We start from the raw sequence: 16,852 nt of genomic DNA, 5'->3' as shown, positions 1-16,852 counted from the left end.
CAGCCATCCCCGACCTCATCCTGGGAGTGTTTGGCCTGACCTGTATCTTCTGCATGGTCACCTTCCTCCTCGGATTCTTCTTCTGGTTCCCGCCCTTCCTCCTCCCACCCTGGTACCGACGAGCCCTCAGAGCAGGCATCGACCGCCACGACCCCGAGGCCTTGGGAGCATTCAAAGCCCTCCCCGTCGACCACCAGAAAACAGCCGCCCGCAGGGGACGACGATGACCGACCCGTCAGGCGGCTGGGTTCACAGCCACGGCCGGTCGATGACCCGGCGGGCCCGGTCGGGGAAGTTCGTGATGACCGCATCGACTCCGAGGGAGACCAAGTGCTTGATGGCGTGGTCATCGTCGACGGTCCACGTGTTCACCCTGACCCCGGCCTCGTGACACAGCCACATGTAGTTCGGCTGGTAGAGGGCGATGAAATGTGGGTGCAGGGCACCGGCACCGAACTGGTTGGCGTACTTCCACGGGTCGTACAGGCCGTCGCTGTAGAGCAGCCCGAGCCTCTCCGGCGGGACCACCCCCCGCAGGTTCGCCAAGGAGAAGTGGTTGAACGACGAATAGATCACCCGGTCCTGCAGACCTGCCTCATTGACCAGCGAGACCACGTCGTGCTCCATCCCGGGATAGAACTCGACGGTGTTCTTCAGCTCGATGTTGATCGTCACGTGAGTCGGTTCCAGCAGCTCCAGGACCTCCTTCAGCGTGGGGATCTGCACATGCCGGGTACCGACGAACCCGTTGCTGAAGTTGCACCGTCGGAGCTGCTCCAAGCTGAGATCCACCACCTTGCCGACCCCGTTCGAGGTGCGGTTGACCGTCTCGTCGTGGATGACGACGAGCTGGCCGTCAGCTGAACGCTGCACGTCGAACTCGATGCCGTCAGCCCCCATCTCGATGGCCTGCTTGAAGGCGGGGATGGTGTTCTCAGGTGCGTAGGCCGATGCCCCGCGATGGGCCCAGATGGCTGTCATGTTCCTCCTCGGGGCCCAATCCTACGCCGCAGCCCCGACCGTCAGTGGGCCCTGCGACCCCGACGTGTCGCCTTGAACGATGTGTGAGGGTGGAGGGTATGAGAATTCTGCTGCTGGGAGGCACTGCCTTCCTGGGACGCGCCATCGCACGCCACGCCGTCGCTGCCGGGCTTGATGTGACCTGCCTTGCCCGGGGCACGCAGCCCGCGCCCGAGGGCGTGGTCTTCGTCGCGGCGGATCGCGACGACGAGCACGGGCTGGATCAGGTCCGAGACACCATCTGGGATGCGGTGATCGACCTGACCTCGACGCCCGGCCATGCCCGACGGGCGGCCGCCTTCCTGACCACCAGGCGCTGGCTGTACGTGTCCTCCGTCAGCGTCTACCGGAGCTTCGAGGTGCCGGAGCAGGACGAGTCCGCGCCGCTGCTGGACGCGCTGGACGCCGATTTCATGGCGGACATGAGCCAGTACGGGGCCGCGAAGGTGGCCTGCGAGAACGCCTTCCGCGACACTGAGCTGCCGCTGACCGTCTTCCGGCCGGGGCTGATCGGCGGCGACGGCGACTTCACGGGCAGGTCCGGCTACTACCCGTGGCGTTTCGCCCACCCAACGGGCGACGACGTGCTGACCCCGCGCGGCGACCAGCTGGCCTCCCTGATCGACGTCGAGGACCTGGCCCGGTGGGTCGTCCACTGCGTGGTCGAGCAGGTGACCGGGACGTTCAACGTCGCCGGTGAGGCCGTCCCGCTGGCCCGGCTGCTGGCCGCCAGCCGCGAGGTCGCCGGGTCGAGCGCGACGGCGCGGGAGGTCGTCGATGAGCAGCTGCTGGCGCACGGCATCCAGCCGTGGGCGGGGCCGAGGTCCCTGCCGCTGTGGCTGCCGCTGCCGGAGTTCCGCTTCGCCGCCGCACTGGACGTCCGGCAGGCCCTGGCGAACGGGCTGCACCTCCGCCCGCTCGGCGAGACCCTGGCGGTTGCGCTGCGCTACGAGGAGCAGCGGGAGACGCCTCGGATGGCGGGCCTCACCGACGCCGAGGAGATCGAGCTGCGGAACCAGCTGGACGCCCGCACCTGATCGGGGCGCGAGGGGCCTGCTCAGCCCCCCCCGCCCCCATGAGCACGAATCGCCGTTTTACTTGCTCGAGACCCCCTGTGAAACGTTCCGCAATCGCAAAACGGCAATTCGTGCCCCTGTCCGTGCCCCCGCTGAGCGGGGCGGACCCGACGGAGCAGCTCAGAGCTGATCGATGACCGTGGGTTCGTTGTCCTCCTCCGGGGCCGGGTCGAAGACGCTGCTGGGGATGCCATGGTCGGCGTAGACCCACTCGCAGACGTGGCAGGGGCCGTCGGGTTCGGCGCCGGTGGTCAGGTTGATGCGGCTGTGGCCCAGCTCCTCGAGCCGCCCCTGCTCGGCCATGTCGGCCAGCACCTTGAGGGCGGCGTCGGCACGGTTGTTCCATTGGGCGAACGGGCCGCCGACGCGGATCGCGTTGTCCAGCCAGGCCTCGTACCAGGCGGCGAAGCTCGGGGCGACCTGCCGGACCTGCTCGTCGCTGGTGCGGGAGTCCAGCCACACCGAGCCGTCGCCCAGGTTGAGCAACCAGTTGGCCCCGCACCCGGCGCGGGCCACCTTCATCCAGCCCTGGTCCATCACCCGGGGCTCCAGCCCGTAGCCCGGGGCCGCCCCGGAGACGGCGATCTGTTCGACGTACCACTTGAAGTCGGCGGGCAGATCGACCCCGTTGATGTGCCCGGGGGGACCCAGCCGCATCCCGTGGGCGCGGCCGCCACGCCATCCGGCCTCGCGGTGGGGGTCATCGCGTTGGGTCCGGAGCAGATCGAGGGTGTTCTGGAGGCTTTCCCGGGTCAGGCCGGGTGCCGGCTCCAGTGGGGTCAGCAGCGCCCACTCCCGCAGCAGCACGTAGGCGCCCTCCATCGTGCCGAGACCATCCAGCACGGCGCGTCCGGCCTCCCAGTCACCGGCACCGAACTTCACCTCCGACATCGGGGTGGGGCCGATCCCGGCGAAGCAGCCGAGCGGGAGGACGTCGTCGGTGCGTGAGTGCGGGATCGTGCCGCTGGCCAGCACCCGCTGTGTCAGGGCGGACGGGCCACCGAGCCTGCCTCGCCACTGCGCGATCTCCTCCACCCCCGCGTTGGCGGCGCGGTCCAGGGCGGCGACGGTGACGAGGTAGCGTCGCCCGCCCAGCACGGTCTCGAACTGCTCCACCTCCGGGTCCTGGGTCGTGATGAGTTCGGGCCTGCCGATGCCGGTCAGCAGCACCGGTCCGAAGGCACAGGCCCAGTTGCAGCCCGCGGCGACGATGGCCGAGGTCGGGTTGTCGCCGTAGCCGCTGGCGGTGACCAGTGCTCCCGGGGCACCGAGCCTGCCACCGGTGATCGTGAGGCTGATGAATGCGCCGAAGGGAGCCTCCTCCTGAAGGGTGTTGATGCGGCACGCGATCTCGGGGAGACCCTCCCCCAGCACGACCACCTGCACCCCGTCACGCTCGATCACCCGGGCATCGACGAAGTGGTTGGCGACGATCTCGGCCAGCAACGCCTCGGGGGTGGTGTTCTCGGTTTCCGTCATGACCCCATCCCAGCAGGTGTCCGGGGTCACGTCACCTTCATCACCGAAAGGTGGACAGGAACAACAAACCCCGCACGGGGCGGGGTGGGTCTGCTGGCGCGCTCGGAGGGACTCGAACCCCCAACCTTCTGATCCGTAGTCAGATGCTCTATCCATTAAGCTACGAGCGCTCGGGCGAGAAGTAACTCTACGTCAGGGGCCGGGAGTTGGCAAACCCGCGGTTCAGGAACTCCGCGACCCGTCGGATGTAGCCGGGACGGTCGTGGAAGTAGCCGCCGCAGTGGTCGGCGGGGAAGGTGACGAGTTCCACGTTGTCCCGGCCTGCAGCGGCTGCCAGGCGCAGCGCGTGGTCGTGCGGGATGATCCGGTCGCGCCGCCCGTGCAGCAGCAGGATCGGGCGGGGCGGGATGGCGTGGATCACGTCGACGGGGCGCACGTCGTCGTAGGAATAGCCGTAGCCGAGACGGTTGGCCAGGTTCGCCAGCGGGAGGAGCAGCCGGGCGGGGAGACGGTGGAGGGTCATGTTCGCGGCCACGACACCACCCATGGTCGCGAAGGGGGAGTCGAGCACCAGTACCTCGATGCGGGGGTCACGGGCGGCGACCTGGATGGTGGTGGCGGCTCCCATGGAGAAGGCGACGACGGCGATGCGTCGGCCGGGACGTTCCCGGGCGGCCCAGTCGAGAGCGGCCTCGAGGTCGCGTTGTTCGTGGTGGGCCAGGGACTGTGGGCCGTCGCCGGAGTCGCCGTTGCCTCGGAAGTCGAAGAGCAGGACCTCGTGGCCGGCCCGCCACAGTCCCGGACCGATGCCGAGCATGTCGGCCTTGGTGCCACGGAAGCCGTGGCAGACGATGGTCAGGGTGTCGCTGTCGTCGCGAGGCAGGAGCCAGCCGGCCAGGGGAACACCGTCGGTGGTGGTGAAGGTGACGTCGTGGGCATCGACCCCCACCTCGAACGGGGAGAACGCGTAGGGCAGATCGGGGCGCCGCCGGGCGTGGAGGGTCCAGCCGGTCAGCCCGGCGGTGAAACTCGCGCCGAGGGCGGCACCGGCGCTGAGCCACAGCGCAGCCTTGACGAAGGGGTTCACGCGTTCTCCTCCAGTTCCAGGGCGAGACGGGTCAGGAGCATCTGTTGCAGGTCGTGGGTGTGTCCGTCGCCGTCGTCCAGGGTCTCGCCGTCGTCGTCCGCGAAGAACATCCGGTACAGCTCGGTGCAGGTCTCGGCGTGGGGGCGGGTGTCGTGGATGCGTTTGGCCAGCAGCATGACGAGGATGTTGACGGCGTGGGCCCGGTTCTCGTCGGGTTGGGCGCGCACGAGATGCCGGAGTTCAGCGAAGGTGATCCCGGCCTCGTGGAGTCCTTCGTAGGCGTGGTGGTCGGTGCCGGTACCACCTGCGTCGCATTCCCAGGCGGGGTTGAGCAGGGCTTTCAGGAACCAGGGGCGGCCCGCTGCGCCGCTGAGGGCGAAACCGCGCAGGATCCCGGAGTTGCAGTCGACGGAGGCGGTGGTGGTGCCGAGCTCGTAGAGGTCGGCGAGGATGCGGGCCTGGAGGTCAGGATCGGTCAGCCTGGCGACGAGCACGGGGGTGGCCTCGTCGAAGATGTTCCTGCCGTGACAGGCCTGGATGGCAGCGACGATCTGTTGTTGGTACTCGGCGCAGTCGAAATGCAGCAGGCCGTGGGCAGCGGCCTGGTTGAGTGACCACCGGGCCCCGTGGGCGGGGGTGAACACCTCCCGCGCAAGGATGGCCTTGACCGGTTCGTGCCGCATCTCGGCCAGGGCGGCGAGCACGTCGTCGATGGGCTGGGCGAGGAGATCGTCGGGTTCGTCCGGGGTGTGGAGGCCGCTGGCGACGACGTGGGCCATCAGCTGTTCGGCCTCGACCTGGCCGCCGTGGGCGACGACGATGGGGAGCAGGGTGGCGGTCTCGCTCGATGGTGCGGTGAGGAAGGCGGCGAGCGCCCTGCGGGCGTCGTCGGGGCTGCCGTGTCGGGCCAGGTGTGCCACGAGTGTGGCGCGTTCATGAACGTCGGGGGTCGTCAGTGAGCGGGCCAGCAGGGTCACGTCTCCTCCTCATCCGGGTTCGGAGCCCCACGCGGGCACAGGGCGCACACGCGTCGCACCTGATGGATGATAGCCCTGCCGGGCACAACATGTGACGCATGCGCCGCACCCCTACGCCCGCCCTGTTCCCGTCCGGCGTGAGTTCCTGCACCGTGTGTCAGGGGTCTGGACCTCTCCACTGGCCGAACCAGCCATCCTCAACCACCGAAGGGCTGTTCGTACCTGCTGTGCCGACATGCATCACCAACCCGTCGTGGGATCAGTTCTCCGCACTGGTCACGGAGCGTGTGGAGACTCATCCCTTGAGGTGTCACCGGAGCGGGATCCCGGATCGGGCTATCCTCGACGACCACCCGTGACAGCGACGACATGATGGTCGACCTCGACCCGGAACACCTCCTGATCGACGGCCGTGTCATCAAGGCACCCTGCGGGGGGGTGAGACCGTTGGACGTTCCCCTGCCCACCCACGACGCTGGGATCCCCTGGGATGGTGGTCGCCTCGGCGGACCGGCACGATTCCCCGCCGTTGTGCCCCGCTCTGGAGCGTCTCAGTCGGCTCGATCACGGTCCACCCGGATGCCGGCCACGACTCCCGCACCACCCGAAGGTCCTGCCCCCACCCATCCGCATACCCACTCAGTCCGTGACCGCCGGGTCGGTGACACGGCACCACAGCGATCATCCGCTGACGAGTCACCGCCCTGAGAGCCTCGACCTCCTCCGGAGAGTGTCCTCACCGTCCGCACACACGGACTCACCCCCTGAACCCAAGCCCCAGGAAACGAGCCAGGTCAGGCCGCCCTCGGTTCGACCAGCAGGGGCATCCGCTGGTCACGCCGGACCACGAGCGCCAGCGAGCAGCCCATGTCGAGACCCGGTGGGTGCTCCTGTCCCAGCACATGCTTCACCCCACGGTCGAGCCGGGGTGCCGACGCGGAGCGAGGAAACCCGAATCGAGACCCCGTGAGGGCACATAGGAACCCAACCCCCGAGGAGCCTCACGGGGAGGAAATGCGGGCAGGCAGTGTTCTCACCTGGCTTTGGCCAGTTTTCGTGTTCTCGACGGTTGATGCTTGTTTGGCCAGGGGTTTTGTTGGTTGGGGTGTGCACCAAGGGGTGTTCTACCCTGTTGGGGTGAGTCCGTCAGTGAGGACGGTGAAGACCGGGCCGGGGGCGACGGCGGTGCAGGTGGTGTGGGGCTCGTCGCGAGGGTCGAAGCAGATGGACCACATCGGGTCGACGCACACGCCCGAAGAGTTGGAGGTGTTGAAGGCCCTCACTCGGCAACGCATGGTTGCTGCTGGTCAGGACGAGCTGGATTTCGGGGACGGTCAGCCCCGCCGTCGCACGCCACCCATCGTGGCTTCACGGGCCGAGCACTCGTGGAACCGCCGAGAACCCACTCCCCACAACGCCCAAGCCTGGCTCCACGCCATCCAGACCACACGCCGACGGCACAAATGGCCCAAGTCAGGAGGAGCCCCACGGGGAGGAAATGCGGGCAGGCAGTGTTCTCAGGTGGACAGGGTCCACTGGACCCAATCCCACGCCTCAGCCTCAAGGCACGGGACCTCAGGCGGCTCGGGCGGATCCAGCCATTCCGGGGGCGGCTCCTCGAGCCGCACCACCGGGTCGGGCCGACGCAATCGGACGGTTCCACCCGTGGCGGTGACGAGGTACTCGAATCCGGCCGGGGATCTCCAGTGGATCACGCCTGGAACTGGTTGGGTCATCTGCCAGCCGCCGAAGGTCTTGCCCCGATGAGCCCTGCGTGACAACGGTGCGAGGTTTCCCCACCTGGTCAGCCCCGGGGTCTGGTCGTCGTGGGGAATCGTGTGGTCGATGTCACACCGCCGCGACGACACCGCCCCGTACGGGAACATGTCGGTGGGCATGAGTGCGGTGACGGCCATCCGGAGTGCGCTCGACGGGTCGTGTTGATCCTGTGGCTCGATCCGCCACGGGTCGATCACGGGGCGGACGGTCACCCGCGACCCCGCCAGGAATTCCGGCAAACGCTCGCTCAGCAGGGCTCCCCAGTGGTCGATCTCCGCCACTTTGCAGGCCTCGTCCTCACCGGTGAGGGCCGGGTCATCGGCGTTGATGTGGACAATCAGGCTCACCTCGGGGAGGGTGTCCTGCCCGACGGCCTGCCTGGCGAGCACTCCCAGTGCGGCAGCACGACGCTGTGTCAGGGTCCCAGCCTCGGCGGGGATGGTGGCGGCGACCGCGGTCAACGCATGATCCAGGTCGATGGCGTCCCTGGCCTCGAGACGTCCAGCGAGGGTGCAGTGGCCGTCGTCGATCTGGCTGATCCACACGTGCCGGTCCCGCCGCAGCACCTGTGCCCGCTCGGCTGCCGCGGCAGGGTCGGCCTGGAGAATCCACCTGGTGATGTTTCGGCGGACCTGCTGCCACGACGAGGTACGCATCGCAATGCTGAGCCGGTGGTCCAGCCACTGAGCACCTTCGGCACTCAGGCTGCTGACCCCGGGACGATGGATGGCGTCGGTGATCTGCCACCACCTGAGATCTCCCTTGAGGAACACGCTCCACAGGAACGGGAAGCGGCCCTGCACGGTGAGGACGTCAGCGATCCGGCAGATCGCCGCCTGCGGGCTGACACCGAGGATCGCACCCACCTCGAGGGCGAGGAACTCCCCCACCCCGGACGAGCCGTCGGCGTGCGGGGACGCGCATTCCTCGAAGGCCTCGAACACCGCCGCCTGATCCACCCGGTACACCTCGACGGCCCGAGCGATCGCCAGCACCTGCGCAACCTCGGCGGCACGCAGGTGCGCCTCGGTGTCGGCCAGGGCGTCAAAGGCCTCGGCAGCGGTGACGGGAAGCGGGCTGTTCATGCCTCCATTCTAATCAATCACACGTTCGAAGACAAGGGGTAATCGAGATTTTCTTTGAATACTTTGGGCGGTGGCCCCGGTGTCGGGCAGTCCTGGCCGTGGCCTGGCGCTGGGGTCAGGCGGCACTGGCCGTGACGGAGCTGGCTCTCCGGGTGGCTCCGGGACTGTCGGTTGGGGTGTCGTCGGTGACGGTGTGCTGGTCGGTGAGGGCAGCACTGGCGGGACGTCCGTGGGGGATGCCGTGGGCACCGGGGTGACCGTTGGGTCAGCCGTCGCAGTGGGGGGAGGCTCCGTGTGTGATGTGCTCGGTGTCATCGTGGGTATCGGCGAGCCGCTCTCCGACGGCGACAGACTCGGTGAGGCCGAGGGTGTGGGTGATGCCGTGACCGACGGAGACGGCCTCGGTGACCAGCTCTTCGTCGGGGTCGGTGATGGACTCATGGTCGGAGAGTCACTCGGTTTCGGTGATGGGCTGGGGCTCGGTGACGGCGGGGGTGGTGGTGTGGGGGCGGGGCCCTCACCCACCCCTGGCTTGTCCTCGGTCGGCCATCCCGGGGTCGGGTCGCACATGTCACCGATGCCGTCCTCGTCGTAGTCGGTCTGGCCGTGGTTGGCCACCTTGGGGCAGTTGTCCCGGCCGTACGGCGTCGAGTCGCCGTCGTTGGTGATCATCGCCTCCGTGGTGCCGGTCGCGGTGGCTCCGGTGTCGGTGGTGATCTTGACGGTGATCTCTCCGATGAACTCCTTGCTCCAGGTGTGGGTCAAGAACGGTGACCGGGTGGCCTTGTCATGGTTGCCGTCCCCGTCCAGGTCCCAGTCGTAGCGCACGATCTTGCCCTGTGTCGTCCAGGAGGACCGGGCATCCAGGATCAACGGGTCCCCGATGGCCTGTGCGTAGGGTCCTTGGATCCACACCTCCATCTCCGGGCGCGCCTCCATGTCGGGCTCAGCATCCGGCGAGGTCTCATTCGGGGAGGAGTTGAGTTTCTTCGTTCCCGTCGGCAACCCGATCTTGCTGATCAACGCCAACCCCATCTGCCGATGGCCGATCTTGTTCGGGTGATACCAGTTCATCCATTCAGAGGTAGGATTCGACTCGGTCTTCCCCGAGGGGGCCATGTACCCTTCTGTTTCATTGAACTCGTTCACCCAGCGGTAGTCATTCTTCTCCCAAGCGCTGGGGTCGGGCTCATGACCGTTGAAGTTCTTCTGGATGGTGTCAACGTAGTAGGCTCTTGGGACCTTGACGCCTTGCGCTTTCATGTGAGCTCGATAGGAATTCCAGTCCCTGACTGCGGCCTGCTGCACCAAGGCAATCTCCTTGGCACCTTTGAGTATCTCAGCACCCGCAGAGTATTCATCAGAATCCGAGCAGCCTTTTTCGGTAAGGGCGTAGCAGGTGTTGAGGATGTAGTTTCCGGCATTTGGTAGAACCAGATTCGGATACCCCAGCAGGACCATCTGCTTGAGATCACGATCAGAGCCCTGCAGTCGCTCATCAATAGCCCTGAACACCTTTTCAGTCCGCTTACGCAACCCGTCAGGTCCCGGGTCCTTGACAAAATCCCGAAAGTTCTCAACACTTGCCCTGCAGCCCCTTGCTTCCCGACGCCCCATCGCGAAACACTCCGCGATCACCGTCTCGAACCCGCCATCATTCCCGCCGATCGTGAACATCACGATGTCAGAGTTTGGCGGCAGCTCATCGACCTGCTTATCGAGCACGTCTTGGATGATATTTCCTGAGTGGGCGAGGACAGTCAAGGGTGCATGAATACCCTCACGCTCCACCCAGTCACGGTAGTGATGCGCCCAGTTGTTCCGACTCCGATACGCCCCTGGCTCAGCAGTATCGTAATCACCCGCACCATTCCCAGCCGAGTAGGAATCCCCCAGCAGCGTCATACGCACCACCCGCGTCGGCGGCCCCTCGGCACGAACACTCGGCGATACTACGCCAAGGCATGATAAGGCCATGGCGAGCGAAACCACGACGAGGAATGTTCTCTTAAACATGGATCACCTCTCCTCAGGAATAGAATAGAGATATCCGAAACTGAAAGTCTGGATACCGTTGCAAGCATCGATCCGATTCGACAGATGCAATTAAAGTCCCCCCATGCTCGCCATACAGCTTCTTCGCAACAGCTTTTTGAGAAGTTCTAAGCTCGGGATTCTCGGCCCAGCCATGTTGCTCAGCAGAGTCCATGACAGCATCAACTGCTCGGCTCACTGAAGTATCTAGTTTGTAGCAATACGTGATACTCGGCGGGGAAGGCTTCGGACTGTCGTTGACCGTCTCCACCGTCCCCAGCAACTCCAACCCCTCCCAGCTCACCGATGCCATCGGATCAGCCTTCAACGCCTGCATCCCTCGATCCCACTCTGAGACACACCCACTCACCAGCAGGCACACCACAACCCCCACAGTCGTCACTGACCGCCAGCAGCGCATCGTCGCCACCTCCGCTCCGAGATGACACCAGTTTATGCACGCCCGGGACACCACATCCAGAGGACAAGAAGGATTCACCTTCGACCAGACAGCCGAGGATCTCACTGGAAGACTCCGGAACAGGGCCCAACACACCTGACCGACAGCGCAGCCCCCCCGCGAGCAGGTGCCCGCACGGGTGTCCCACCCACCACGCAACGATCCCCGGGTTTTGCCACTGAGGATGAAGCGGGCGGCACCTACGCCTACTACCTCTGCCGCGGCCGCCAAGAAGGCCACTGCGACATGCCCTACCTCCCCGTCGCACTGGTCGAAGAAGCCGTCGAACACCACGTGGCCAGCATCAGCCTCCACCCAGAATGGGCCGAACGCACCCAACAGCAACTCACCGCCGCCCTCGACCACCACCACGCCACCATCCGCGAGATGAACCGCGCCGTCACCGAACAACTACGCACCCTGGCCGCCCAGGAAGAACGCGTCATCGACCTCCTCGCCGACGGCGACATCCCCCGCGACGCCGCCAAACAACGCCTCCGCACAATCGAGAACACCCGAACCCGACTCGAGGACGAGAAACGCGACACCGACCAACGCCTGGCCATCGGTCATGACGTCCTGACCACCTGCCTCGACCTCATGACCGACATCGGCACCCTCTACACCCACGTCCCCGACACCGTCCGCGGCCTGCTCTGCCACGCCCTCTTCGAAGCCATCCACCTCGACGACACCACCACCAAAACCACCACCGTCACCACCTCCACCCTCAACGAACCCTTCGCCACCCTCCACGACGCCCTCACAGGCACCAGAACCCCACCACACGACCATGAGACCACCCACGACGCCCCGAACCCCCCACAGGCCCTCACAACACGAACGGGGACACCCACAGGCGCCCCCGACACGCAACGAACCCCCGGTGTTGCCACCGAGGGTTCGAGTAAGCGTCGTCTGGCGGAGGTGGCGGGATTTGAACCCGCGATGGGGTTGAGCCCCAAACCCGCTTAGCAGGCGGGCGCCATAGACCTGACTAGGCGACACCTCCAAGACCGCTCAAGGGTAGCCGAGGGCCGTCGACAGGGGCAACCTCGCTGCTCAGCTCAGCATCATCATGGCCTTTCGGTGGGCAAGTACACTGGTCTGAACTGTGAAGGGAGCATTGCCTTGTCCGACGGAAAATACTCCGGCGTCCACCGCGACGACCCTCCACGCCGTGGTGCCGACCCCGAGGCCACCCAGAAGCGGCCCCGTCGCAGTGCCCCCGACGACTACACCCCCACTCCCCGGCACGTCATGCCGTCGACGGAGTCTGACCTCGGCAGGCATGCCGTCCCCCCCGTCAACGACGACATCTTCCGCCGCCCCAGCGACGACACCCCCACTGATCGCGCCCCCCGCAACGGTGGCCGACATGCGCGTCCCGCACCTGAGACGGAGCCGGAGATCGAACCGACGCGGGCCTCGCTCGGACGCAGCCTCCTGCTCACCACCGCCAGCGCCCTGCTCCCCGGCATCGGGCTGATCGGCACCAGGCCACGCTGGGCGAAACTGCTCGGGGTGCTGGCCCCCCTCACGTTCCTCGTCTGTCTCGGCATCATCGGCTACACCGCTGTCACCGACCTGCCCCGGCTGGCCGGGATCGCCCTCAATCCGAACTCGCTCATCATCGTCACGGCCCTGCTGGTCGCGCTCGCCCTGTCCTGGGTCATGCTCGTGACCACCACCCACCTGCTCACCCGTCCCCCCGGAATGCGCTTCGGTCGACGCGCACTCGGCGCCTTCCTCGTCACCTCACTCACGTTCTGCATCGGTGCCCCGCTGGCCGTCGGCGCCCGCTACGCCCTGTCCAGCCGCGAACTGGTCGACTCGGTGTTCAAGGAGCAGGACGACATCGTCGCGACGAGCCGTCCCAGTGTGGTCGCCGGCAACAATCCGTGGAAGGACATCCCACGGCTGAACATCCTCCTGCTCGGCGCTGACAGCACCGCCGCCAGGAAGAAGGACAACAAGGGCGTCTACGTCCCCCGCACCGACACCATCATGGTGGCCTCCATCGACACCGCCACCGGCGCGACGACCCTCATCCAGATCCCCCGCAACGTCCAGTACGTCCCCTTCCCGAAGGACTCGAAACTGGCCAAGGTGTTCCCGAAGGGCTTCACCTCCGGGAGAGGGGACGACGCCGAATGGTTCGTCAACGCCATCTGGGAGCGCACCGTCAGCGGCGACCACCCGCAGATGGCCAAGGCCGTCGGTCCCGCCACCTATCCCGGTGCCGAGGCCCTGAAGCAGGGCGTGGAGGGCATCACCGGACTCAAGATGCACTACTTCGTCCTCATCAACATCGACGGACTGCAACAGCTCATCGACGCGATGGGTGGGGTCACCGTCAACATCAACAAGAAGCTGCCCATCGGTGGTGATCAGGACAGCGGCGTCAAGCCGCACGGCTACCTGCAGCCCGGCCCCGACCAGAAGCTCGACGGCTACCGTGCCATGTGGTACGCCCGGGGCCGCTACGGACTCACCGACGGTGACTACGACCGCATGGCCCGCCAGTCCTGCCTGGTCGGCGCAGTCATCCGCCAGGCCAACCCCCAGACGATGCTCACCTCCTACGAGGCCATCGCGAAGGCGTCGAAGGACATGGTGATGACCGACATCCCGCAGGAGGCGTTGCAGCCCATCGTGGAGCTGGCGTTGAAGGTGAAGGACGCCAACGTCACCCGCCTGCGTTTCACCAATGGCACCCACGGGTACGACTACGGCAAGCCGAACTTCCCCGAGATGCGTCGATCCGTGCAGGAGGCCCTCGGCATCACCGTCGAGACGACCCCCGCACCCACGACCCCGGCCGCCACCTCCGCAGCACCCGAACCCTCGGCCCCGACGGAGACCCAGCCGACCACCGAATCCCCGAAGACCGAGAAACCCGGCAAGAGCGGCAAGAGCAGCGCCTCCAGCAAGCCCACCGAGACCACCCCCCCTCCCGCCGAGGTCGTCTCCGACGCCTGCGCCTACAACCCGGAGCAGTGAGTTTCAGGGGTGCGTTGTACGTTTCGACGAACAGATCCCAAAAAACTCACTCACATGACATGACGCGAGGTGGGCCGAGCCGCAGCCGGTCCTCGATCCGGTGGGCCAGGCCGTCATCGATCAGGCTGGCGACGCACCGGGCCAGCTGGACATCGTCGGGCCAGACGACATCGGTCAGGAGCACCCCGTCAGGGCTGGTCCGCAGTGCTCCCATGATGCGGCCCCGGCACTGACGGTCCGTGCCCGCCCACGCCTGGCCCCGGCGCTGCGGGCCGTCCCAGGCCGGGGACCCCGCGGCCAGCCAGGCGCATCCGGGCGCGACGGGGCAGGCCCCGCAGTCAGGGGATCTCGCCGTGCACACCAGCGCCCCCAGCTCCATCACCGCCTCGCACCAGGCCGCGGCCGCGTCGTCGTCCTCGGGGAGCCACTCCTCGGCGCGACGGCGTTCCTCTGTCGTCTCGCTGCGTGGCGGGAACTCCTGCCCGCCGACCAGGCGCGCGAACACCCGTCGGATGTTGGTGTCCAGCACCAGGGCCCGCCTGCGGAACGCGAACGACATCACCGCCGCCGCGGTGTAGCGGCCGATGCCGGGCAGCGCCAACAACCTGGCCTCGTCATCGGGTACCCGGTTGCCCTCCGCCGCCATCACCTCGGCGGCCTCACGCAGCCGCAATGCGCGGCGCGGGTACCCGAGTCGGCCCCAGGCCCGCAGCACCTCGGCCGGGTCAGCGGCCGCCAGGTCCGCCGGGGTGGGCCACCGCGCCAACCACTCCCGCCACACCGGCTCCACCCGGGCGACGGGGGTCTGCTGGCTCATCACCTCGCTCAGCAGCACCCCCCACGCACTGGTCCCGGTCACCCGCCACGCCAGTTCCCGCGCGTGCTCGGCGTACCACGCGACCACTCGTCGTCGGACCTCCTGCTGTTCCATCCGGACCACTGTAGGAGCCAAACCGCTGCACACGCTTGCAGCGGAGTGCATCAATCAGCCAGACCACAGTTCGCGACGGCGACCGCCAACTGCACCCGGTTGCGCACCCCGAACTTCTCCAGCAACACCGAGACGTGGGTCTTCACCGTCGCCGCCTTGATCCCCAGCCGCTCCGCGATCTCCGTGTTGACCAGCCCCTCCGCCACCAGCACCGCCACCTGACGTTCCCGGGCGGTCAGGTTGTCCGGCACCCGGGCGGCCGGTGCGGTCATCGCCGTGGTGGCGACGAGTTGTTCCAGCACGGTCGTGGAGAACCGTCGTTCCCCCTCAGCGACGTCGCGCACCGCAGCGAGGATGACCTCGAAGGCGCTGTCCTTGAGCAGGAAACCGGCCGCCCCCGCACGCAGGGCCGACGCGACCATCCGGTCCGTGTCGAAGGCCGTCAGGACCAACACCCTCACCTCGGGCAGTGTCGCGGTGATCCGCTCGCACGCCCACACCCCGTCCCGCCCGGGCATGTGGAGATCCAGCAGCACCACGTCCGGGCGCAGCCGCCGGGCCGCATCAACCGCACCCTGCCCGTCGGCCGCCTCACCGAGGATCACGATCCCGGGGTCACCCTCCAGGATCAGCCGCAGCGCCGAGCGGACCAGCGGCTCGTCATCCGCGATCACGACCGTCACCCGAGGCGTCGGCTCACCCATGTTCCACCTCCCGGGTGGGGAACTCGGCCCGGGCCCGGAACCAGCCCTCCGTCGCCCCCGCCTCGAAGCGGCCCCCGAGCAGCCGCAGCCGTTCCTCCAGGCCCGGCAGCCCGAGCCCGTGCCCGGGAAGGACCCGCCGCACCCCGCCGACGCGGTTCGCACACATCAGTACCAGCGCGCTCCCCGTGACCTCGAAGGAGAGCTCGGCGTGGCCGTCGCCGTGCTGCCGGGCATTGCCGAGCAGTTCCTCGACGCTGCGCAGGACAGCATGTCGGGTCCGGGCATCCGCCACCTCGAAGGCCGGGAGCCATCCGGGCGCGACCTCGGCGTCGACCCGCAGGCCCCCGTCGGTCTCCCGCTGCAGGACCGCCATCACGTCCCGCCAGGTGACGACGGGGGCCGCCCCCGAGTCGTCGTCGTGCAGGACCTGGAGGATCTGCCTGAGCTCCCGTCCCGCCTCCGCGGTCATGGTGTGGATGGTGGCAGCCGTCCTCGCGACGACCTCCGGGGCCAGATCCCTGCGGTTCCCGAGCGCCGTCGCATGGAGCGAGATCAACGACAACCGATGGGCGAGCGAGTCGTGCATCTCCCGCGAGATCCGGGCCCGCTCCTCCGCCCTGCTCTGCGCCACCCGTGCATCGGCCAACTCCTGCTGACCGCGCTGCAGCATCCCGAGCAGCGTCGCAGAGCACAACCCGATCATCAACGGCACCAAGGCGAACCAGTCATCGCGATCCTCCGGGATCGGGGTGACGAACCACGCCAACCCAGCCCCCACCGCTGCGGTGATCCCGACGACGTGCAGCGGCCGCCTGTTCCGCATCCCGATCAGGCCTGCCCCCAGCACCGCCGTGGGGAACAGCGACCCGAAGAGCATCATCCCAGAGAGGACTCCGGCCACCAGCCAGCCGAGCCCATCGGGGCCGGGGCTGCGTAGTGCCGGGACCAGCAGCACCAACCCGACGGCAGGAAGCACCATGTGGATCACGAGCAGCACCTTGGCCCCATCGGACAGCGCCCCGGCAGCGATCTCGCCCGAGACCCCGGTCACCAGGTAGGGCAGGGTTGCGGCGGTCACCGCCGCCGCAATCCCCCACAGCACCCATGGCATCCGAGAGGCATGGTCCTTGATGTTCACACCGTGAAACCTACTGAAGATCCCTGATCCCGCATCCCCCACCTGGCGGAGAAGATTCAGGCCACCCGGCCGATGTACG

At 67.3% G+C, this 16,852-nt stretch carries 13 protein-coding genes and 2 tRNA genes; 3 read left to right on the top strand and 12 right to left on the bottom strand.

Features of this window, described 5'->3' with window-relative positions; genetic code table 11:
- On the top strand, positions 1 to 227 hold a 227-nt coding region (locus tag EII34_RS16095; RefSeq protein WP_185711373.1), incomplete at its 5' end, for a hypothetical protein.
- Positions 228 to 249: 22 nt separating this feature from the next.
- Here the strand turns inward: EII34_RS16095 and EII34_RS14715 are convergent.
- Positions 250 to 981 carry a glycerophosphodiester phosphodiesterase gene (locus tag EII34_RS14715; protein WP_124845929.1) on the bottom strand — a complete coding sequence of 244 codons (732 nt, stop codon included), beginning with the start codon at positions 979 to 981 and terminating at the stop codon, positions 250 to 252.
- A gap of 98 nt (positions 982 to 1,079) precedes the next feature.
- Here EII34_RS14715 and EII34_RS14710 point away from each other — a divergent pair, with 98 nt between their 5' ends.
- Positions 1,080 to 2,057, top strand: a complete 978-nt coding sequence (locus EII34_RS14710; RefSeq protein WP_124845928.1) for an NAD-dependent epimerase/dehydratase family protein — start codon at positions 1,080 to 1,082, stop codon at positions 2,055 to 2,057.
- Positions 2,058 to 2,216: 159 nt separating this feature from the next.
- Here the strand turns inward: EII34_RS14710 and EII34_RS14705 are convergent, their stop codons facing one another.
- From EII34_RS14705 to EII34_RS14670, 8 genes are all read right to left on the bottom strand, one after another.
- Positions 2,217 to 3,575: an SMI1/KNR4 family protein gene (locus EII34_RS14705; protein ID WP_124845927.1), complete on the bottom strand. Its 1,359-nt coding sequence runs from the start codon at positions 3,573 to 3,575 to the stop codon at positions 2,217 to 2,219.
- A gap of 94 nt (positions 3,576 to 3,669) precedes the next feature.
- Positions 3,670 to 3,745, bottom strand: a tRNA-Arg gene (locus EII34_RS14700).
- A 17-nt stretch (positions 3,746 to 3,762) separates the two neighbouring features.
- A complete protein-coding gene (locus EII34_RS14695) occupies positions 3,763 to 4,662 on the bottom strand; it encodes an alpha/beta hydrolase (RefSeq protein WP_124845926.1) in 900 nt (299 codons plus the stop codon).
- A complete protein-coding gene (locus EII34_RS14690) occupies positions 4,659 to 5,639 on the bottom strand; it encodes a hypothetical protein (protein WP_124845925.1) in 981 nt (326 codons plus the stop codon). The genes EII34_RS14695 and EII34_RS14690 overlap by 4 nt, the downstream gene beginning before the upstream one ends.
- A gap of 1,517 nt (positions 5,640 to 7,156) precedes the next feature.
- Entirely contained in the window at positions 7,157 to 8,503 is a 1,347-nt protein-coding gene (locus tag EII34_RS14685; protein ID WP_124845924.1) for a DUF222 domain-containing protein, read from the bottom strand.
- Between the two features lie 9 nt (positions 8,504 to 8,512).
- Entirely contained in the window at positions 8,513 to 10,519 is a 2,007-nt protein-coding gene (locus EII34_RS14680; protein WP_124845923.1) for a GDSL-type esterase/lipase family protein, read from the bottom strand.
- 889 nt (positions 10,520 to 11,408) lie between these two features.
- On the bottom strand, positions 11,409 to 11,792 hold the full coding sequence (locus tag EII34_RS14675; protein WP_124845922.1) for a hypothetical protein: 384 nt from the start codon (positions 11,790 to 11,792) through the stop codon (positions 11,409 to 11,411).
- A gap of 124 nt (positions 11,793 to 11,916) precedes the next feature.
- Positions 11,917 to 12,009 (bottom strand) — tRNA-Ser (locus tag EII34_RS14670).
- A gap of 119 nt (positions 12,010 to 12,128) precedes the next feature.
- On the opposite strand from EII34_RS14670, the gene EII34_RS14665 reads away from it, so the two are divergent.
- Positions 12,129 to 14,000, top strand: a complete 1,872-nt coding sequence (locus EII34_RS14665) for an LCP family protein (RefSeq protein WP_124845921.1) — start codon at positions 12,129 to 12,131, stop codon at positions 13,998 to 14,000.
- 46 nt (positions 14,001 to 14,046) lie between these two features.
- On the opposite strand, the gene EII34_RS14660 is transcribed toward EII34_RS14665, so the two are convergent.
- Genes EII34_RS14660 through EII34_RS14650 form a run of 3 tightly spaced genes read right to left on the bottom strand, consistent with a single transcriptional unit; the run spans position 14,047 to position 16,773 of the window.
- Entirely contained in the window at positions 14,047 to 14,931 is an 885-nt protein-coding gene (locus EII34_RS14660) for an A/G-specific adenine glycosylase (RefSeq protein ID WP_185711372.1), read from the bottom strand.
- 50 nt (positions 14,932 to 14,981) lie between these two features.
- Positions 14,982 to 15,635 (bottom strand): response regulator, encoded by a 654-nt coding sequence (locus EII34_RS14655; protein WP_124845919.1) that lies wholly within the window; start codon positions 15,633 to 15,635, stop codon positions 14,982 to 14,984.
- A complete protein-coding gene (locus tag EII34_RS14650; protein WP_124845918.1) occupies positions 15,628 to 16,773 on the bottom strand; it encodes a sensor histidine kinase in 1,146 nt (381 codons plus the stop codon). Before EII34_RS14650 ends, EII34_RS14655 begins: the two co-directional genes overlap by 8 nt.
- Between the last annotated feature and the right edge of the window lie 79 nt (positions 16,774 to 16,852).

The sequence above is a fragment of the Arachnia propionica genome (genome assembly GCF_003859805.1).
Taxonomy (GTDB): Bacteria; Actinomycetota; Actinomycetes; order Propionibacteriales; family Propionibacteriaceae; genus Arachnia; species Arachnia propionica_C.
Note: the sequence above shows the minus strand (reverse complement) of the source record. Positions and strands in the feature narration are given on the sequence as shown.

Bases quoted from the DNA above. Each gene is read 5' to 3' on its own strand.
- EII34_RS14705 (WP_124845927.1), bottom strand. From the start codon at position 3,575: ATGACGGAAACCGAGAACACCACCCCCGAGGCGTTGCTGGCCGAGATC.
- EII34_RS14660 (WP_185711372.1), bottom strand. From the start codon at position 14,931: ATGGAACAGCAGGAGGTCCGACGACGAGTGGTCGCGTGGTACGCCGAG.
- EII34_RS14685 (WP_124845924.1), bottom strand. From the start codon at position 8,503: ATGAACAGCCCGCTTCCCGTCACCGCTGCCGAGGCCTTTGACGCCCTG.
- EII34_RS14655 (WP_124845919.1), bottom strand. From the start codon at position 15,635: ATGGGTGAGCCGACGCCTCGGGTGACGGTCGTGATCGCGGATGACGAG.
- EII34_RS14715 (WP_124845929.1), bottom strand. From the start codon at position 981: ATGACAGCCATCTGGGCCCATCGCGGGGCATCGGCCTACGCACCTGAG.
- EII34_RS14710 (WP_124845928.1), top strand. From the start codon at position 1,080: ATGAGAATTCTGCTGCTGGGAGGCACTGCCTTCCTGGGACGCGCCATC.
- EII34_RS14675 (WP_124845922.1), bottom strand. From the start codon at position 11,792: ATGGTCGTGTGGTGGGGTTCTGGTGCCTGTGAGGGCGTCGTGGAGGGT.
- EII34_RS14680 (WP_124845923.1), bottom strand. From the start codon at position 10,519: ATGTTTAAGAGAACATTCCTCGTCGTGGTTTCGCTCGCCATGGCCTTA.